The sequence below is a fragment of the Pseudomonas sp. SWRI68 genome (genome assembly GCF_014269165.1).
In the GTDB taxonomy this organism is placed as follows: Bacteria; Pseudomonadota; Gammaproteobacteria; order Pseudomonadales; family Pseudomonadaceae; genus Aquipseudomonas; species Aquipseudomonas capeferrum.
The window spans coordinates 45,167-63,725 of the sequence record NZ_JABWRU010000004.1 but is presented as its reverse complement, the minus strand read 5'-3'; the positions used below and the strand labels follow the sequence as shown (position 1 = coordinate 63,725).

The following is an 18,559-nucleotide window of genomic DNA, read 5'->3' as shown; positions in this document are numbered from 1 at the left end:
GCTACTTAATACATGCACAAAGGCAACAGGCCCTGCTTATCGGGCAGGGCCTGTTGCAACCGCATCAGCTGTACACACGCCCCAACAACTGGCGGTGGCTTTCGAACTGGTCCAGCACATCACGCACGATCTGTTCCGGGGCAAAGCCCATCAGGTCGTACTCCTGGCTGCCATCATGCAGGTAGACCTCGGCACGGTAGAAGCGCTGGCGCACTTCCGGCTCACCCTCGACCGGGGCCTCGCTCGGCGCGGCCATGTAGCCGTCCAGGCTTACTTCGTAGACGAAGGGGTTGCCCTCTTCCATCATCACCCGCAGGCCCATGGTGTTGCGAGACTGGCCAACCCGGGACTCCACTTCGAAGCCCAAGGTGCGCAACTGCTCGGCCGCTTCCTTCAAGGCCGGGCTGACCTGCTTGTCCATGAAGCGCTGTACCACCGCCTGGGTTGGCTGCAGGTCCAGCTGGGTCAGCCGCTCGCTGAAGCCGCGGCGGCCACGGGCGGCCAATTGGGCGCGCTCCTGCTCGACGGCGACGTCCTGCTTCATGGCCTTGTACAAGCCGAACATGAACAGCACCAACACCACCGAGAACGGCAGGCCGGCCAGCACCACCATGGTCTGCATGGCTTCGAAGTTGCCGGCGAACAGCAGGCCGATGGTGACCAGGGTGATGATCACCGACCAGAACACCACCATCCAGTGCGGGGCGTCTTCATCGACCTTGCCGCCTTTGCACGACAGGTTGGCCATCATCACCGCACCGGAGTCGGCCGGGGTGAGGAACAGCACGAAGCCGACGAATACCGCCACGCCGATCACGATCTTGGCCGCCGGGAAGTATTCCAGCAGTTGGTAGATCGACATCGACGGCTGTTCAAGGGCTGTCTTGCCCAGCTCCACGGCGCCCTGGTTGATCACCAGGTCCAGCGCGGTGTTGCCGAAGATCGACAGCCAGGCCAAGGTGAAGCCCAACGGGATCAGCAACACGCCGCTGACCAGCTGGCGCACAGTGCGGCCCTTGGAGATACGGGCAATGAACATGCCGACGAACGGGCCCCAGGAAATCCACCAGGCCCAGTAGAACACGGTCCACAGGCCCAGCCAGCGCTCGGATTTACCAGCCTCGCCTTCGTAGACGTACAGGTCGAAGGTTTTCAGCACGATGCCGTTGAGGTAGTCGCCGACGTTCTGCACGAAGCCGTTGAGCAGGTGCAGGGTCTCGCCACCCAGCAGCACGAAGATCAGCAGGCCGCTGAACAGCATGATGTTCAGGTTGGACAGACGGCGGATGCCGTTCTCCACGCCCGATACCGCCGCCACGGTGGCAACGCCGGCCATCACCAGGATCACCATCAGCAGGTTGGTCTGGCTGTGCTCCATGCCGAACAGGTACTCCAGGCCCGAAGAGACCTGCATCGAACCGATACCCAGGTTGGTCACCAGGCCCAGCAAGGTGACGAACATGCCGAAGATGTCCACGGCATTGCCGGCAGCGCCCTTGACCCAACGCTCGCCGACCAGCGGGTACAGCGCCGAGCGCAGTGCCAGCGGCTGGTTGTGGCGGTAGGCGAAGTAGCCCACGGCCAGGCCGACCAGGGCGTAGATCGCCCAGCCGTGCAGGCCCCAATGCAGGAAGGTCAGCTGCAGGCCCTGGCGCGCGGCCTCAAGGCTGGCAGGGGTGCCTTCTGGCGGGTTGAAGTAGTGGTCCAGGGGCTCGGAGGCGCCGAAGTACAGCAGCGAAATACCGATACCGGACGAAAACAGCATGCCGGCCCAGGCGCCGTAGCTGAAGTCGGGCTGGTCATCCTTGCCGCCAAGCTTGAGCTTGCCGTAGTCGGAGAACGCCAGGTAGACGACGAACAGCAGGTAACCGCAGATCACCAGCATGTAGTACCAGCCGAAGGTGCGCGTCAGCCATTTCTGGGCCACGCCCAGCACTTGGCCTGCGGTTTCGGGTACAGCGATAAGCAAGGCAGTCAACGCAAGGATCAGCAGCGCCGAGGTGTAGAACACCACGCTGTTGACCCGGACCCTCTCGGCGGGGGGTTTGGTAAGGGAGGCAGAACTCATTGCACGAATGCTCCGGGCAGTACGGCTATGGAGGCTAATCAGTGTTTTCCCGAGCAATTGGTGGAATACCCCCACTGCATCAGGTGTTATAAAAGCACCCTGGAAACCGTGATCCCGAATCGAATCGTTGCAAAAAAAACAGACTCAGGCCCGCTCCAAGGGCCCTGCGCGCGGCCTTTGACCGCTCGGCAGAATCTGCATTTCGCATCGCTCATGCCCGTCAACGCCTTGTATTCCGGGGGTTACACGATTTTCCTGGGGTGTCGATTCGTGCTGCCTGGCTGCCCTCAAAGGGTGTCAATGGCACAAATTGTCGCAGAGCTTATTCTTTATTGATTGAACGTTCAATCAAAACAAAATAGACTGGCCTTCGCCGAGTCAGCCGCCCGTCGTCTGCTCGCAGGCCTGAGGAGATAGCAAGATGCCCAAGGTCGGTATGCAACCCATCCGCCGCCAGCAGTTGATCGAAGCCACCTTGTTGGCGGTCGATCAGGTCGGACTGGGGGACGCCAGCATTGCGCTGATTGCCCGGTTGGCCGGGGTGTCGAACGGCATCATCAGTCACTACTTTCGGGACAAGAACGGCCTGATCGCAGCGACGATGGGTTACATCATGAGCATGCTCAACGAAGGCGTTGCAGCGCGGCGCCAGGCACTGACGGACGACAGCCCGCGTGCCCACCTGAAAGTGATCATCGAAGGTAACTTCGATGCCAGCCAGGTGAACGGCCCGGCAATGAAAACCTGGTTGGCCTTCTGGGCTTCCAGCATGCACCAGCCCGACTTGCACAGGTTGCAGCGGATCAACGATCACCGCTTGTATTCCAACCTCTGCTGTCAGTTCCGCCGCGTCCTGCCGCTTTACCATGCGCGCAAGGCAGCCCGCGGGCTGGCGGCCCTGATCGACGGCCTGTGGCTGCGAGGCGCCCTGTCGGGAGATGCTTTCGACACCGACCAGGCGATACGAATCGCTTACGAATACATGGATCTACAACTGGCTAAACAGCAGACCCTGGGCACAATCGACCAGGCCTCTGAACAACCGCGCACGGCGATTGCCAAACAGGCAGGCGCGTGACGCAGTAGCCAACCACACACTGCACTTGCGAGGACACTATGGCCCGTTTCGGAACGCAAAAACTCTACATTGATGGCGGTTATGTCGACGCTGGCAGCGATGCCACCTTCGAAGCCATCAACCCGGCTACCGGCGAAGTCCTCGCCCATGTGCAGCGCGCCACTCAGGCCGACGTCGAAAAAGCCGTCGAAAGCGCCGAACGCGGCCAGAAAGTCTGGGCAGCGATGACCGCCATGCAGCGCTCGCGCATCCTGCGCCGCGCCGTCGACATCCTGCGCGAGCGCAACGATGAGCTGGCCCAGCTGGAAACCCTGGACACCGGCAAGTCGTACTCCGAAACCCGTTACGTCGACATCGTCACCGGCGCCGACGTGCTGGAGTACTACGCAGGCCTGGTTCCGGCCATCGAAGGCGAGCAGATCCCACTGCGTGAAAGCTCCTTCGTCTATACCCGCCGCGAGCCGCTGGGTGTGACCGTGGGTATCGGCGCCTGGAACTACCCGATCCAGATCGCCCTGTGGAAGTCCGCGCCAGCCCTGGCCGCCGGCAACGCGATGATCTTCAAGCCTTCGGAAGTCACCTCGCTGACCACCCTGAAACTGGCCGAGATCTACACCGCAGCGGGCCTGCCTGACGGCGTGTTCAACGTCCTGACCGGCAGCGGCCGCGAAGTCGGCACCTGGCTGACCGAACACCCGCGCATCGAAAAAGTTTCCTTCACCGGCGGCACCACCACCGGCAAGAAAGTCATGGCCAGCGCCTCGAGCTCGTCGCTCAAGGAAGTCACCATGGAACTGGGCGGCAAGTCGCCACTGATCATCTGCGCCGACGCCGACCTGGACAAGGCCGCCGACATCGCCATGATGGCCAACTTCTACAGCTCCGGTCAGGTGTGCACCAACGGCACCCGCGTGTTCATCCCTGCCCCGATGAAAGCCGCCTTCGAAGCCAAGATCGCCGAGCGCGTTGCCCGCATCCGTGTGGGCAACCCGGAAGACGAAAACACCAACTTCGGCCCGCTGGTCAGCTTCCAGCACATGGAAAGCGTGCTGGGCTACATCGCCAAGGGTAAAGAGCAAGGTGCCCGCGTGCTGTGTGGCGGTGAGCGTCTGACCGAGGGTGATTTCGCCAAGGGCGCCTTCGTCGCCCCGACCGTGTTCACCGACTGCACCGACGACATGACCATCGTCAAGGAAGAAATCTTCGGCCCAGTGATGAGCATCCTCAGCTACGAGACCGAAGAAGAAGTCATCCGCCGCGCCAACGACACCGAATACGGCCTGGCCGCTGGCGTGTGCACCAACGACATCACCCGTGCCCACCGCATCATCCACAAGCTCGAAGCCGGCATCTGCTGGATCAACGCCTGGGGTGAATCGCCGGCCGAAATGCCGGTCGGTGGCTACAAGCAGTCGGGCGTTGGCCGTGAAAACGGCGTCAGCTCGCTGGCTCAATACACTCGCATCAAGTCGGTCCAGGTCGAGCTGGGCGGCTACAACTCGGTTTTCTAAACCCTGTCTAGCCACGCCCGTGCCGCCGTGCACGGGCGTCCCCGCTCCCTGATCACCGCCAAACGAGGGTACTTTCATGTCCCAAGAATTCGATTACATCATCGTCGGCGCAGGTTCGGCCGGTAACACCCTGGCCACGCGCCTGACCGAAGACGCCAGCGTCACCGTGCTGCTGCTCGAAGCCGGTGGCCCCGACTACCGCTTCGACTTCCGCACCCAGATGCCGGCCGCCCTGGCGTTCCCGCTGCAGGGCCGTCGCTACAACTGGGCCTACGAGACCGACCCGGAGCCGCACATGGACGGCCGCCGCATGGAATGTGGCCGCGGCAAGGGCCTGGGTGGCTCCTCGCTGATCAACGGCATGTGCTACATCCGCGGTAACGCCATGGACTTCGACGGCTGGGCTGAACTGCCAGGCCTTGAGGACTGGACGTACCTGGACTGCCTGCCGTACTTCCGCAAGGCAGAAACCCGCGATATCGGCCCTAACGACTACCACGGCGGCGAAGGCCCGGTCAGCGTCGCCACGCCCAAGGCTGGCAACAACCCGCTGTTCCACGCCATGGTCGAGGCCGGCGTGCAGGCCGGTTACCCGCGCACCGAAGACCTCAACGGCTACCAGCAGGAAGGCTTCGGCCCGATGGACCGTTCGGTGACCAAGAACGGCCGCCGTTCCAGCACCGCCCGCGGCTACCTGGACCAGGCCAAGAAGCGCCCGAACCTGACCATCGTCACCCACGCCCTGAGCGACCGCATCCTGTTCGACGGCAAGCGCGCCGTTGGCGTGACCTACCTGGTCGGCGACAGCGAAGAGCGCGTCGAAGCCCGCGCCCGCAAGGAAGTCATCGTCAGCTCCGGCGCCATCGCCTCGCCGCAACTGCTGCAGCGCTCTGGTGTTGGCCCGCGCGCCCTGCTGGAAAGCCTCGACATCCCGGTGGTGCACGACCTGCCGGGCGTCGGCGAAAACCTGCAGGACCACCTTGAGTTGTACCTGCAGTACGCCTGCACCCAGCCGGTGTCGCTGTACCCGTCGCTGCTGTGGTGGAACCAGCCGGCCATTGGTGCCGAGTGGCTGTTCAACGGCACCGGCATCGGCGCCAGCAACCAGTTCGAGGCCGGTGGTTTCATCCGTACCCGTCCTGAGTTCAAATGGCCGAACATCCAGTACCACTTCCTGCCGGTAGCGATCAATTACAACGGCTCCAACGGCGTCAAGGAACATGGCTTCCAGGCGCACATGGGTTCGATGCGCTCGCCAAGCCGTGGCCGCATCCAGGCCAAGTCGAAAGACCCACGCCAGCACCCGAGCATCCTGTTCAACTACATGGCCACCGAGCAGGACTGGCAGGAGTTCCGTGACGGCATCCGCCTGACCCGCGAAATCATGGCCCAGCCGGCGCTGGACCCATACCGTGGTCGCGAGATCAGCCCGGGCGCACACGTGCAGACGGACGAAGAGCTGGACACGTTCATCCGCGAGCACGCCGAAACCGCCTTCCACCCGTCCTGCTCGTGCAAGATGGGCACCGACGACATGGCGGTGGTCGATGGCGAAGGCCGCGTGCACGGCATGCAGGGCCTGCGTGTGGTCGATGCGTCGATCATGCCGATCATCATCACCGGCAACCTCAACGCCACCACGATCATGATCGCCGAGAAAATCTCGGACAAGATCCGCAACCGCAAGCCATTGGCGCGCAGCACTGCCAAGTACTACGTGGCTAACGGTGCGCCGGTCAAAGGCAAGCCGATGCGTGAAGTGAAGCAGGGCTGACCCGCGAAGAGGCCCACCCTGGCAGTACAAGAAAAGGCACCCACCGCGGTGCCTTTTCTACATCTGCAGAAACGCTTTACATGCTGCCAATTCATCAGGTTAGAATCGATTGGCACGCGACCTGCTAGTCATCAACGCTATCGAGTCTTCTTCCCCGCGTTTCCCGGAGTACTGCCTTTGGATGCCAGCACCATCAACAGCCTGTTTCTGATCGGCGCTTTGCTGGTGGGTGCAAGTATCCTGGTCAGTTCATTGTCGTCACGCCTGGGTATCCCTATTCTGGTCATCATCCTCGCCGTCGGCATGGTCGCAGGCGTGGACGGTGGCGGCATCATCTTCAACAACTACCCGACCGCGTACCTGGTGGGCAACCTGGCCCTGGCGGTGATCCTGCTCGACGGCGGCTTGCGCACGCGTGTGGCCAGTTTCCGCGTGGCGTTGTGGCCGGCCTTGTCGCTGGCCACCGTCGGCGTGATGATCACCACCGCCCTCACCGGCCTGGTCGCGGCCTGGCTGTTCGACCTGAGCCTGATCCAGGGCTTGTTGATCGGCGCCATCGTCGGCTCCACCGACGCCGCAGCAGTGTTCTCGCTGCTGGGTGGCAAAGGGCTGAACGAACGGGTCACGGCCACGCTGGAGATCGAGTCGGGCAGCAACGACCCGATGGCGGTGTTCCTCACCGTTACCCTGATCGAGATGATTGCCAGCGGCCAGACCGGCCTGCACTGGAGCCTGCTGGGCCACCTGCTGCGCGAGTTCGGTATCGGCGGCCTGCTGGGCCTGGGCGGCGGCTGGCTGATGCTGCAATTGGTCAACCGCATCAACCTGGCCGGCGGCTTGTACCCGATTCTGGTCGTGGCCGGCGGCCTGGTGGTGTTCTCGCTGACCAACGCCCTGCATGGTAGCGGCTTCCTTGCCGTGTACCTGTGCGGCCTGGTGCTGGGCAACAAGCCGATCCGCAGCCGCCATGGCATCCTGCACATGCTCGACGGCATGGCCTGGCTGGCGCAGATCGGCATGTTCCTGGTGCTGGGCCTGCTGGTCACACCCCACGACCTGCTACCCATCGCCTTGCCCGCCTTGGGCCTGGCCCTGTGGATGATCCTGATCGCCCGGCCGCTGTCGGTGGTTGCCGCACTGCTGCCGTTCAAGGCCTTCCACGGTCGCGAAAAGGGCTTCATTTCCTGGGTCGGCCTGCGCGGTGCGGTACCGATCATTCTGGCGGTGTTCCCGCTGATGGCCGGGCTGCCGGATGCACAGCTGTTCTTCAACCTGGCGTTCTTCATCGTGCTGGTGTCACTGCTGGTGCAGGGCACCAGCCTGCCGTGGATGGCCAAGCTGCTGAAGGTCACCGTACCGCCAGACCCTGCGCCCATCTCACGCTCTGCCCTGGAAGTGCACATCACCAGCGAGTGGGAGCTGTTCGTCTACCGCCTGGGGGCGGAAAAATGGTGCATCGGCGCTGCCCTGCGCGAGCTGAAGATGCCTGAGGGCACCCGTATCGCCGCGCTGTTCCGTGGCGAGCAACTGCTGCACCCATCGGGCAGTACCGTGCTGGAAGTCGGCGACATGCTTTGCGTGATCGGCCACGAACATAACTTGCCCGCGCTGGGCAAGCTGTTCAGCCAGGCGCCGCAACGTGGCCTGGACCTGCGCTTCTTCGGCGACTTCGTGCTTGAAGGCGATGCCGAACTTGGCGCCGTGGCGGCGCTTTATGGCCTGAAACTCGACGGCCTGGACGCGAAAATGCCGCTGGCGCAGTTCATCCGACAGAAGGTCGGAGGCGCTCCAGTAGTAGGCGACCAGGTCGAATGGCATGGCACGATCTGGACCGTGGCGACCATGGACGGGAACAATGTGCAGAAAGTGGGCGTCAGATTCCCCGAAGGAACGCGACCCGGACCAGGATTGTTCCTCTAAACTGCGATTCTGCCCCGATCCACAATGTAGTCTGCCTATGTCCCTGCGCGTGTACCTTCGCACAGCCCTACTCGGGTTGTGCCTGTCCTTCTCGTTCGCGGCCACCGCGAACGCCGCGGCCGAAGCGCCGACCACTGCCAGCATCCAGCACAGCCTCGACAAGATTGCCGAGCGCAAGCTGCCCGAGGCCGATCAAAAGGCCCTGCAGCAGGTGCTGGAGCAAACCCTGAGCCTGCTTGCCAGCAAGGAAGACAGCGAGAAGAAGCTGGCCGCGCTCAAGCAACAGTTGGCCGGCGCGCCGAAAGAAACCAACGACAGCCAGAAAGAACTGGCCAGGCTCAAGGACAGCAAGCCGCAACCGGTCGCCCAGCGCTACGCCACCCTCACGGTGCCGCAGTTGGAGCAACTGCTCAGCGAGCGCAGCACCCTGCAGGGTGAGCTGCAAAAGGCGCTGTCCGAAGCCAACAGCCTGATCATCAATTCCCAGACCCGCCCAGAGCGCGCCCAGGCCGAGATCAGCAACAGCCAGGCCCGCACCCAGCAGATCAACAACAACCTCAAGTCGGGCAAGGACAACGGCAAGGCGCTCAACGCCGACCAACGCAACCAGCTCAACGCCGAGCTGGCCTCGCTCAACGCGTTGACCCTGCTGCGCCGTCAGGAGCTGGCCGGCAACAGCCTGCTGCAAGACCTTGGCAATGCCCGACACGACCTGCTGATCGAGCGCGCGGCGCGCCTGGAGCAGGAAATCCAGGACCTGCAAACGCTGATCAACGACAAGCGCCTGGCCCAGTCCCAGGAGGCCGTCACCCAGCAGTCGATCGAAGCCCAGAAGGCCGGCGGCAGCAGCCTGCTGGCCAGCGAAAGCACGATCAACCTCAAGCTTTCCGACTACCTGCTCAAAAGCACCGATCGCCTCAACGAACTGACCCAGCAGAACCTGCGCACCAAGCAGCAGCTCGACAGCCTGACCCAGGCCGACCAGGCGCTGGACGAGCAGATCAACGTGCTCAAGGGCAGCCTGCTGCTGTCCAAGATCCTCTACAAGCAGAAGCAGACCCTGCCGCACCTGAAGGTCGACCGCGACCTGGCCGACCAGATCGCCGACACCCGCCTGTACCAGTTCGAGATCAACCAGCAGCGCGAGCAGATGAGCAGCCCGGTCACCTATGTCGACAAGCTGCTGGCCAACCAACCGCCGGAAGACGTCACCCCGCCACTGCGCAAAGCGCTGCTGGAAGTGGCGATCACCCGCAGCGACCTGCTGGAGCGCCTCAACCGCGAACTCTCGGCCCTGCTCAACGAATCGATCACCCTGCAGCTCAACCAGAAGCAACTGCTGGGCACCGCCCAAGGCCTGCGCACCACCCTCGACGAGCAGATGTTCTGGATCCCCAGCAACAAGCCGCTGGACTGGGACTGGCTGCGCTACGTCCCTGAGCGGTTCGCCGACCAGGTCGCCAGCCTGCCCTGGGGCTCGGGCATCAAGGAACTGGCCGACGGCCTGAGCCAGCGGCCGTTGCTGTTCCTGCCGCTGCTGCTGGTGATCGGCGGCCTGCTGTGGCGGCGCAAGTACCTGTATCAACGGCTCGGCAAGGTGCACCAGGACATCGGCCACTTCCGCCGGGACAGCCAGTGGCACACGCCCCAGGCGATCCTGATCAATATCCTCCTGGCGATGCCGGTGAGCCTGGGCCTGGCGCTGTGCAGCTATGCCTTGCAGATCGACGCCCGCGGGCAGAATGCCAACCTGGGCGCCGCGCTCTGGCAACTGGCCCAGGCCTGGCTGGTGTTCTACACCGCCTACCGCATCCTGGCGCCTGGCGGCGTGGCGGAAATCCACTTCCGCTGGCACAAGCCCCAGGTCGAGTTCCTGCGCGGCTGGGTGCGCAGGCTTGGCACCGTGGTGCTGGCACTGGTCGGCGTGGTGGCGGTGGCCGAACATCAACCTTCGGCGCTGGCTGATGACGTGCTCGGCATCGGCGTAGTGCTGACCTGCTACGCGCTGATGGCCTGGCTGCTCAGCCGCCTGCTGCTGAGCAGCCCGGCGCATCGCGACACCTCGCTGTTCCGCCGGGCGGTCGGGGTGGCGTTCACGGCCCTGCCCATCGCCTTGTTCGTAGCGGTGTGCTTCGGTTACTACTACACCGCCCTCAAGCTCACCGACCGGCTGATCTACACCCTCTACCTGCTGATGTTCTGGCTGGTGATCGAGGCCGCCTTTGTCCGTGGCCTGTCTGTGGCCGCGCGGCGCCTGGCCTACCAGCGCGCCCTGAGCAAACGTGCAGCGGCCAAGGAAGGGCTGGATGGCGAAGTCATCACCGAAGAGCCGACGCTGGACATCGAACAGGTCAACCAGCAGTCGCTGCGCCTTATCCGCCTGGCCTTGCTCGGCGGCTTCATCGCCGGCCTGTACTGGGTATGGTCGGACCTGATCTCGGTGTTCGCCTACCTCAACAACTTCACCTTGTACGAATACACCAGCGGCACCGGCGCGGCCGCCAGCATGGTGCCGATCAGCCTCGGCGACCTGCTTGGCGCGCTGGTGATCGTCGGCATCACCTTCGCCCTGGCCGGTAACTTGCCAGGTTTGCTGGAGGTGCTGGTGCTGTCGCGCCTGAACCTGGCCCAGGGCAGTGCCTACGCCACCACCACGCTGCTGTCGTACACCATCGTCGGTATCGGCATCGTCAGCACCCTGTCGACCCTGGGGGTCAGCTGGGACAAGCTGCAATGGCTGGTGGCGGCGCTGTCGGTCGGCCTGGGCTTCGGCATGCAGGAGATCTTCGCCAACTTCATCTCCGGCATCATGATCCTGTTCGAGCGCCCGGTGCGCATCGGCGACACCATCACCATCGGCAACCTGTCCGGCACGGTGAGCAAGATCCGCATCCGCGCCACCACCATCACCGACTTCGACCGCAAGGACATCATCGTCCCCAACAAGACCTTCATCACCGGCCAGTTGATCAACTGGTCGCTGACCGACACGGTTACCCGGGTGACGCTGAAACTGGGCATCGACTACGGCTCCGACCTGGACCTGGTGCGCGACCTGCTGCTCAAGGGCGCCCACGAAAACCCAAGGGTGCTCAAGGACCCGGAGCCGATCGTGTACTTCCTGAACTTCGGCGAAAGCTCGCTGGACCACGAACTGCGCATGCACGTGCGTGACCTGGGGGACCGCAACCCGACCCTGGACGAGATCAACCGCTACATCAACCGCGAGTTCAAGGCGCACAACATCAAGATCTCGGTGCGCCAGGTCGAGGTGTTCCTGATGGACACGAAGGGCGGCAAGCAGCAGCTGGTGCCCGTGGAACAGCCGAAATCGGATGGCACTGCGCAGGCCTGAGTGGGCTCGAATGCTTTATTCTGTGCTGAACCCCAGGAGCAGCCCGTGAAAGCCCTCGACCAACTCACCTTCGACAACCGCTTCGCCCGCCTGGGCGATGCGTTCTCTACCCAGGTCCTGCCCGAGCCCATCGCAGACCCACGCCTGGTGGTGGCAAGCGCGTCGGCCATGGCCCTGCTCGACCTGGACCCAGCCCAGGCCGATTCGCCCTTGTTCGCCGAAGTGTTCAGCGGCCAGAAACTCTGGGAAGAGGCCGACCCACGCGCGATGGTCTACTCCGGCCACCAGTTCGGCTCCTACAACCCGCGCCTGGGCGATGGCCGCGGCCTGCTGCTGGCCGAGGTGCTCAACGAGGCGGGCGAACACTGGGACCTGCACCTCAAGGGCGCCGGCCAGACGCCGTATTCGCGGATGGGCGACGGCCGTGCCGTGCTTCGCTCGTCGATCCGCGAGTTTCTTGCCTCCGAAGCCCTGTATGCCTTGGGCATCCCGACCAGCCGGGCGCTGTGCGTGATCGGCTCCAGCACCCCGGTCTGGCGCGAAACCCAAGAGAGCGCCGCCATGCTCACCCGCCTGGCGCAGAGCCACGTGCGCTTCGGCCATTTCGAATACTTCTACTACACCAAGCAGCCGGAACAGCAGCGCGTGCTGATCGACCATGTGCTGGAACAGCACTACCCCGAATGCCGCGAGGCCGAACAGCCCTACCTGGCCATGTTCCGCACCATCGTCGAGCGCAACGCCGAGCTGATCGCTCGCTGGCAAGCCTATGGGTTCTGCCACGGGGTGATGAACACCGACAACATGTCGATCCTGGGCATCACCTTCGATTTCGGCCCCTATGCCTTCCTCGACGACTTCGACGCCAACTTCATCTGTAACCATTCCGATGATCGCGGCCGTTACAGCTACAGCAACCAGGTGCCGATTGCCCACTGGAACCTCAGTGCGCTGGCCCAGGCCCTGACCACGGTGATCGAGGTGGAACCGCTGAAGGAAGCGCTGGGGCTGTTCCTGCCGCTGTACCAGGCGCATTACCTGGACCTCATGCGCCGCCGCCTGGGGCTGACCAGCGCCGAAGACGAAGACCTGGCGTTGATCGAGCGCCTGCTGCAGTGCATGCAAAAGGGGGGCGTGGATTACACCCTGTTCTTCCGCAAGCTGGGCGACCAGCCAGTGGCCGAGGCACTGCAGGTGGTGCGTGACGATTTCATCGACCTGGCGGGTTTTGATGCCTGGAGCGTGGATTACCTGGCCCGTTGTCAGCGCGAGGCAGCCAATGAACAAGGGCGCCGTGAGCGCATGCATGCGGTGAACCCGCTGTACGTGCTGCGCAATTACCTGGCGCAGAAGGCCATCGAAGCGGCCGAAACGGGTGACTACAGTGAGGTGCGGCGGCTGCATCAGGTACTGAGCCGGCCGTTCGACGAGCAGGCCGGGATGCAGGCCTATGCCCAGCGGCCGCCTGAGTGGGGCAAGCACCTGGAGATCAGCTGTTCTTCGTGATCCGGGGGCCGGCGCACGGTCCCCAAAATTTCAAAGGAAACCCAAATGACCGACCCACTGCTGATCCCCTGCCCCCACTGCAACGGCCTCAACCGCCTGCCCGCCACACGCCTGAGCGACGCCCCAAAATGCGGCCGCTGCAAACAGGAGGTGCTGCTGAGCCAGCCCTTCGAACTGACCGAAGCCAGCTACGCCAGCCAGGTCAAAGGCGACCTGCCGCTGCTGGTGGACGTCTGGGCCGACTGGTGCGGCCCGTGCAAATCGTTCGCCCCCACCTTCGAACAGGCGGCCCGCCAGTTGAGCGGGCGCTGCCGCTTGGCCAAGCTGGACAGCGAAGCCAACCGCAACCTGGCAGGGCAATTGGGCATCCGCTCGATCCCTAGCCTGATCCTGTTCAAGAACGGTCGAGAAGTCAGTCGCCAGGCTGGGGCGTTTCCGCTGCAGTCGTTGCTGGAGTGGCTACGCAGCCAGGGGGTTTAGCGCTGGTTTCAGGTGCATGCCATGGCATCTTTGGCGCCCATGAAATCGAGCGCCGCCCGCTCGCGATGCGCCGCGCGGGCGGCGCTCGATTTCATGGATGCTGCAACCCCCAAGGCATGCACCTATCAGCCCTGACACGATCCCCAGACCTATCTCAACTATTTTCCTCAAGCAGCGAATGCAACTCCACAAACTGCTGCGTCAGCTTGTGCCGTGGCTCCAGGTGAATCAACGGCAAGCTGGCGTGGTGCGACTCGCGCATCTTCACCGAGCTGCTCAGGTACACCGGTAGCACCGGCAAACCCTCGGCCAGCAGCTCGTCGAGCATCTGCTGCGGCAGGCTGGCGCGGGACTGGAACTGGTTGACCACGATGCCTTCGACCATCAGGTCTTCGTTGTGGTCGTCCTTGAGCTCTTCGATTTCGGCCAGCAGGCCGTAGAGCGCCTGGCGCGAGAAGCTGTCACAGTCGAAGGGTATCAGCACACGATCCGCCGCGATCAACGCAGATACCGCATAGAAATTGAGCGCAGGCGGCGTATCGATGTAGATCCGTTCGTAATCCTCATCCAGCTCGTCGAGCAACTTACGCAGCTTGTTGATCTTGTGCTTGGCTTCGAGCTTGGGCTGCAGGTCGGCCAGCTCGGCAGTCGCCGTGACCACATGCAGGTTGTCGAACGGTGTTTCGTAGATATCGACTTTGTTCTTCTTGCTGAAGGGCCCGCTGGACAGGCTTTGCTTGAAGAAGTCGGCGATCCCCATGGGGATATCTTCACCCGTCAGGCCGGTGAGGTACTGAGTCGAGTTTGCCTGGGCATCCAGGTCGATCAACAAGGTCCGGTAACCTTCGCTGGCGCTGACCGCCGCCAGGTTACAAGCGATGCTCGACTTGCCCACGCCACCTTTCTGATTGAACACCACGCGACGCATGAGAGACCTCCGTGTATCAACGAATGCCCGAGTATGTGGCGCCTCGGCAGCTAAGGCCAGTGGCAATTGTCGGGCGAAGATGGCCAGCCATTCACCTCACCACACTTGCCCGGTCAACAGCTCGGCGAAGGCCTTGGCCATCGCCGAGCCCCCGCGCTCACGCTGCACCAGCCACACTGCCGTCGTCGCGCCTTCGTCCAGCAGCGTGCGATACACCACACCCTCGATGCGCATGCGCTGGAACGACGCCGGTAGTACCGACACCCCCAAGCCCGCCGACACCAACCCGATGATGGTCATCGCTTCGCCCGCCTCCTGGGCAAAATGCGGGCTGAACCCCGCGTGGCGCGCCAGGCTGAGCAATTGCGCATGCAGCCCGCTGCCATAGCTGCGCGGGAAGAACACGAACGGCTCCGGTGCCAGGGAGGCCATGTGCACCCCCTGCTCGGTACCCACGGCCAATGGATGCGAGGCATTGATCACCGCCACCAACGGTTCGCGAAACAGCTCGGTCGCCACCAGCCCTTCCGGCAATGGCATGGGCCGCATCAGCCCCACTTCGATCGACTCGTCGAAAACCGCTTCGGCAACATCGCGGCTGCTCATTTCCTTGAGGTTCAGGTGCACCGCCGGAAAACGCTGGCGAAAAGCATGGATGGCCTTGGGGATCTTCGACGTGAACGGTGCCGACGAGGTAAAGCCGATCTTCATCTCGCCCAGCTCACCCAATTGCGCACGCCGGGCCACGTCGGCCGCCTTTTCGACTTGCGCCAGCACTTGGCGGGCTTCTTCCAGAAACAACCGCCCCGCTTCACTCAGTTCGACCCGACGGTTGGTACGCTCGAACAGGCGAGCCCCCAGTTCCTGCTCCAGCGCCTGGATCTGCTGGCTCAAGGGCGGCTGCGAAATGCCCAGCTGCTGGGCCGCACGGCCAAAGTGCAGCTCTTCGGCCACGGCGATGAAGTAACGCAGATGGCGCAGTTCCATAATCGGCTCCAAACAAGTCGTAGAACGTCTTAAATAGGTCGAACAATATATTGGATGTAATCATTAGCCAGCTATATGCTTTTTTCATTGCGCCAGAGGTACCCGCCCGTGAAAACTGCTGTAGCCCCCCTACCCGCCGACCCAGAACCTGCCCCCCTGAACGACATGTGGATCGAAAAAGGCACCCCCGCCTTCATGAAGACTGTACTGGCCCTGTTCAGCGGCGGCTTCGCCACCTTCGCCCTGCTTTACTGCGTGCAGCCGATGATGCCGCTGTTGTCGCAGGAGTTTTCCATCAACGCGGCCCAGAGCAGCCTGGTGTTGTCGGTTTCGACCGCAATGCTGGCGTTCGGCCTGTTGATCACCGGGCCGATCTCTGACCGCATCGGCCGCAAGCCGGTGATGGTCTTTGCGCTGGTCTGTGCGGCCCTGTCGACCCTGGCCAGTGCGGTGATGCCGACCTGGGAAGCCGTACTGGCGACGCGAGCACTGGTCGGCCTTTCGCTGAGCGGCCTGGCGGCAGTGGCGATGACTTACCTGAGCGAAGAGATCCACCCGCAGCACATCGGCCTGGCCATGGGCTTGTACATTGGTGGCAACGCCATCGGCGGCATGAGCGGGCGGCTGATCACCGGGGTGCTGATCGACTTCGTCAGCTGGCACACGGCGATGCTGACCATCGGTGGCCTGGCCTTGGTCGCGGCGCTGGTGTTCTGGAAGGTATTGCCCGAATCGCGCAACTTCCGCCCGCAGGCCGCGAACCCGCGTAGCCTGCTGAATGGCTTCGTCATGCACTTCAAGGACGCCGGGCTGCCTTGGCTGTTCCTTGAGGCGTTTCTGCTGATGGGGGCCTTCGTCACGCTGTTCAACTACATCGGCTACCGCTTGCTGGCAGGGCCTTACCACATGAACCAGGCGTTGGTCGGCCTGCTGTCGGTGGTGTACCTGTCGGGTATCTACAGTTCTGCGCAGGTGGGCGCGCTGGCCGACAAGCTGGGGCGGCGCAAGGTGTTCTGGGTCAGTATCGTGGTGATGGCCAGCGGCTTGTTGATGACATTGGCCAGCCCGCTGCTGATGGTGATCCTCGGCATGCTGGTGTTCACCTTCGGCTTCTTCGGCGCGCACTCGGTGGCCAGCAGCTGGATCGGGCGACGGGCATTGAAGGCCAAGGGGCAGGCATCGTCGCTGTACCTGTTCAGCTATTACGCGGGGTCGAGTGTGGCGGGGACGGCGGGCGGGGTGTTCTGGCACCAGTGGGGCTGGAACGGGATCGGGTTGTTCATCGGTGGCTTGCTGACGATAGCGTTGCTGGTGGCATGGCACCTGAGCAAGCTGGCGCCTAAGACACCTTGAACAAGGGGCCGCGTTGCGGCCCCGAAATCGTGGATCAGTTGACGATCTCGACAATATCCACATCCACTTCGCGGCTCATCAAGTGCTTCTCCACCTCGCCGGTCAGCTTGACCTTGGTCTTGTCATTGAACGGGGTCGGTGGCAGGTCTTCATCGTCGATTTCGACGGTGATGGTGCCGGTGGTGTCCTTGAACTCGTACTTGTCGTCGTTGTTGACCTTCTTGGTCACATACCCCTGCAGCACCACCGGTGTGTCATCTGCGGCATCGTTTGCAGCCGCCACGGTGGTCACCGACTGGGCACCCGGGCCGGTATAGCTGGCCGCCAGGGCAGCGGTGCTGAACAGGGGAGCGAGGATCAGAGCAAGGTAACGGATTTTCATGAGGATCAGGTCCTGTTTCGGTTTCGATGGGACCAGATTAACGACGATCGCTGAACTCAAACTTAATGCAACAAAAAACCCGGCATCAAGGCCGGGTTCTTTGTTGCAGCTGCATCAGATCACTGGTGGTACTGCGCCGACAGCTCATGCACGGCGTTGATGAACACACCGGCGTGCTCCGGGTCGACCTCAGGCGTAATGCCATGGCCGAGGTTGAACACGTGGCCAGTGCCCTTGCCATAGCTGGCCAGAATGCGCGCCACTTCCTTGCGGATGGCCTCAGGCTTGGCGTACAGCACGGTCGGGTCCATGTTGCCTTGCAGCGCAACCTTGTCACCGACACGGCGGCGGGCATCACCGATGTCGCAGGTCCAGTCCAGGCCCAGCGCATCTGCACCCGCTTCGGCAATGCTCTCCAGCCACAGGCCACCGTTTTTGGTGAACATGATGACCGGCACCTTGCGCCCATCGTGCTCACGGATCAGGCCGCTGACGATCTTGCGCATGTAGGCCAGGGAGAACTCCTGGTAAGCCGCCGCCGACAGGTTGCCACCCCAAGTGTCGAAGATCTGCACCGCCTGTGCGCCGGCCAGGATCTGGCCGTTGAGGTAGCTGGTGACCGACTGGGCCAGCTTGTCCAGCAGCAGGTGCAGGGCCTCTGGGTTGTCGTAGGCCATGGCCTTGGTCTTGCGGAAGTCCTTGGACGAGCCGCCTTCGACCATGTAGGTGGCCAAGGTCCAGGGGCTGCCGGAGAAGCCGATCAGCGGCACGCGGCCGTTGAGCTCGCGGCGGATGGTGCTGACCGCGTCCATCACGTAGCCCAGGTCTTTTTGCGGGTCGGGAATCGGCAACGCTTCGATGTCGGCCGGAGTGCTGATCACCTTCTTGAAACGCGGGCCTTCGCCGGTCTCGAAGTACAGGCCCAGGCCCATGGCGTCGGGGATGGTGAGGATGTCCGAGAAGAGGATCGCCGCGTCCAGCGGGTAGCGGTCCAGCGGCTGCAGGGTGACCTCGCAGGCGAACTGCGGGTTCATGCACAGGCTCATGAAGTCACCGGCCTTGGCGCGGCTGGCGCGGTATTCCGGCAGGTAGCGGCCGGCCTGGCGCATCATCCACACCGGGGTGACGTCTACGGGTTGCTTGAGCAGTGCACGCAGGAAACGATCGTTCTTCAGGGCAGTCATGTCGGCATCCGGCAAAAAAGTGCGGGCATTTTC

Annotated in this window: 13 protein-coding genes; 8 read left to right on the top strand and 5 right to left on the bottom strand. The window is 63.1% G+C overall.

Translation table 11 applies throughout. The features are described from left to right. Positions 1-64: 64 nt before the first annotated feature. A complete protein-coding gene (locus HU770_RS08445; RefSeq protein WP_258714931.1) occupies positions 65-2,011 on the bottom strand; it encodes a BCCT family transporter in 1,947 nt (648 codons plus the stop codon). A gap of 478 nt (positions 2,012-2,489) precedes the next feature. Here HU770_RS08445 and betI point away from each other — a divergent pair, with 478 nt between their 5' ends. From betI to trxC, 7 genes are all read left to right on the top strand, one after another. Next, positions 2,490-3,146 carry a transcriptional regulator BetI gene (gene betI, locus HU770_RS08440; RefSeq protein ID WP_033701981.1) on the top strand — a complete coding sequence of 219 codons (657 nt, stop codon included), beginning with the start codon at positions 2,490-2,492 and terminating at the stop codon, positions 3,144-3,146. A 38-nt stretch (positions 3,147-3,184) separates the two neighbouring features. Continuing rightward, complete coding sequence (betB, locus tag HU770_RS08435; protein WP_033701984.1) at positions 3,185-4,657, top strand: betaine-aldehyde dehydrogenase; 1,473 nt, start codon at positions 3,185-3,187, stop codon at positions 4,655-4,657. Positions 4,658-4,733: 76 nt separating this feature from the next. Beyond that, positions 4,734-6,431: a choline dehydrogenase gene (betA, locus tag HU770_RS08430; protein ID WP_033701985.1), complete on the top strand. Its 1,698-nt coding sequence runs from the start codon at positions 4,734-4,736 to the stop codon at positions 6,429-6,431. Between the two features lie 177 nt (positions 6,432-6,608). Then, on the top strand, positions 6,609-8,351 hold the full coding sequence (locus HU770_RS08425; protein ID WP_033701986.1) for a potassium/proton antiporter: 1,743 nt from the start codon (positions 6,609-6,611) through the stop codon (positions 8,349-8,351). A 37-nt stretch (positions 8,352-8,388) separates the two neighbouring features. After that, a complete protein-coding gene (gene mscK / locus HU770_RS08420; protein ID WP_186652901.1) occupies positions 8,389-11,706 on the top strand; it encodes a mechanosensitive channel MscK in 3,318 nt (1,105 codons plus the stop codon). A gap of 45 nt (positions 11,707-11,751) precedes the next feature. Then, positions 11,752-13,212 carry a protein adenylyltransferase SelO gene (gene selO / locus HU770_RS08415; RefSeq protein WP_186663478.1) on the top strand — a complete coding sequence of 487 codons (1,461 nt, stop codon included), beginning with the start codon at positions 11,752-11,754 and terminating at the stop codon, positions 13,210-13,212. Positions 13,213-13,257: 45 nt separating this feature from the next. Continuing rightward, positions 13,258-13,692, top strand: a complete 435-nt coding sequence (trxC, locus tag HU770_RS08410; RefSeq protein WP_033701991.1) for a thioredoxin TrxC — start codon at positions 13,258-13,260, stop codon at positions 13,690-13,692. A gap of 154 nt (positions 13,693-13,846) precedes the next feature. On the opposite strand, the gene HU770_RS08405 is transcribed toward trxC, so the two are convergent. Together HU770_RS08405 and HU770_RS08400 are read right to left on the bottom strand one after the other, a co-directional pair. Next, positions 13,847-14,620 (bottom strand): ParA family protein, encoded by a 774-nt coding sequence (locus tag HU770_RS08405; protein WP_186663477.1) that lies wholly within the window; start codon positions 14,618-14,620, stop codon positions 13,847-13,849. 96 nt (positions 14,621-14,716) lie between these two features. Further along, entirely contained in the window at positions 14,717-15,607 is an 891-nt protein-coding gene (locus tag HU770_RS08400; RefSeq protein ID WP_033701996.1) for a LysR family transcriptional regulator, read from the bottom strand. Positions 15,608-15,772: 165 nt separating this feature from the next. Here HU770_RS08400 and HU770_RS08395 point away from each other — a divergent pair, with 165 nt between their 5' ends. Further along, the gene (locus HU770_RS08395; protein WP_202883864.1) at positions 15,773-16,960 is read left to right on the top strand and encodes an MFS transporter; all 1,188 of its coding nucleotides are present in this window, start codon (positions 15,773-15,775) and stop codon (positions 16,958-16,960) included. Between the two features lie 34 nt (positions 16,961-16,994). Here the strand turns inward: HU770_RS08395 and HU770_RS08390 are convergent, their stop codons facing one another. Both HU770_RS08390 and hemE read right to left on the bottom strand, forming a co-directional pair. After that, entirely contained in the window at positions 16,995-17,342 is a 348-nt protein-coding gene (locus HU770_RS08390; protein ID WP_186652910.1) for a NirD/YgiW/YdeI family stress tolerance protein, read from the bottom strand. A gap of 119 nt (positions 17,343-17,461) precedes the next feature. Further along, on the bottom strand, positions 17,462-18,526 hold the full coding sequence (gene hemE / locus HU770_RS08385; RefSeq protein WP_033701999.1) for a uroporphyrinogen decarboxylase: 1,065 nt from the start codon (positions 18,524-18,526) through the stop codon (positions 17,462-17,464). Positions 18,527-18,559: the final 33 nt, after the last annotated feature.

Bases quoted from the DNA above. Each gene is read 5' to 3' on its own strand.
- betI (WP_033701981.1), top strand. From the start codon at position 2,490: ATGCCCAAGGTCGGTATGCAACCCATCCGCCGCCAGCAGTTGATCGAA.
- HU770_RS08390 (WP_186652910.1), bottom strand. From the start codon at position 17,342: ATGAAAATCCGTTACCTTGCTCTGATCCTCGCTCCCCTGTTCAGCACC.
- HU770_RS08405 (WP_186663477.1), bottom strand. From the start codon at position 14,620: ATGCGTCGCGTGGTGTTCAATCAGAAAGGTGGCGTGGGCAAGTCGAGC.
- mscK (WP_186652901.1), top strand. From the start codon at position 8,389: ATGTCCCTGCGCGTGTACCTTCGCACAGCCCTACTCGGGTTGTGCCTG.
- betA (WP_033701985.1), top strand. From the start codon at position 4,734: ATGTCCCAAGAATTCGATTACATCATCGTCGGCGCAGGTTCGGCCGGT.
- trxC (WP_033701991.1), top strand. From the start codon at position 13,258: ATGACCGACCCACTGCTGATCCCCTGCCCCCACTGCAACGGCCTCAAC.
- betB (WP_033701984.1), top strand. From the start codon at position 3,185: ATGGCCCGTTTCGGAACGCAAAAACTCTACATTGATGGCGGTTATGTC.
- hemE (WP_033701999.1), bottom strand. From the start codon at position 18,526: ATGACTGCCCTGAAGAACGATCGTTTCCTGCGTGCACTGCTCAAGCAA.
- HU770_RS08395 (WP_202883864.1), top strand. From the start codon at position 15,773: ATGTGGATCGAAAAAGGCACCCCCGCCTTCATGAAGACTGTACTGGCC.
- HU770_RS08400 (WP_033701996.1), bottom strand. From the start codon at position 15,607: ATGGAACTGCGCCATCTGCGTTACTTCATCGCCGTGGCCGAAGAGCTG.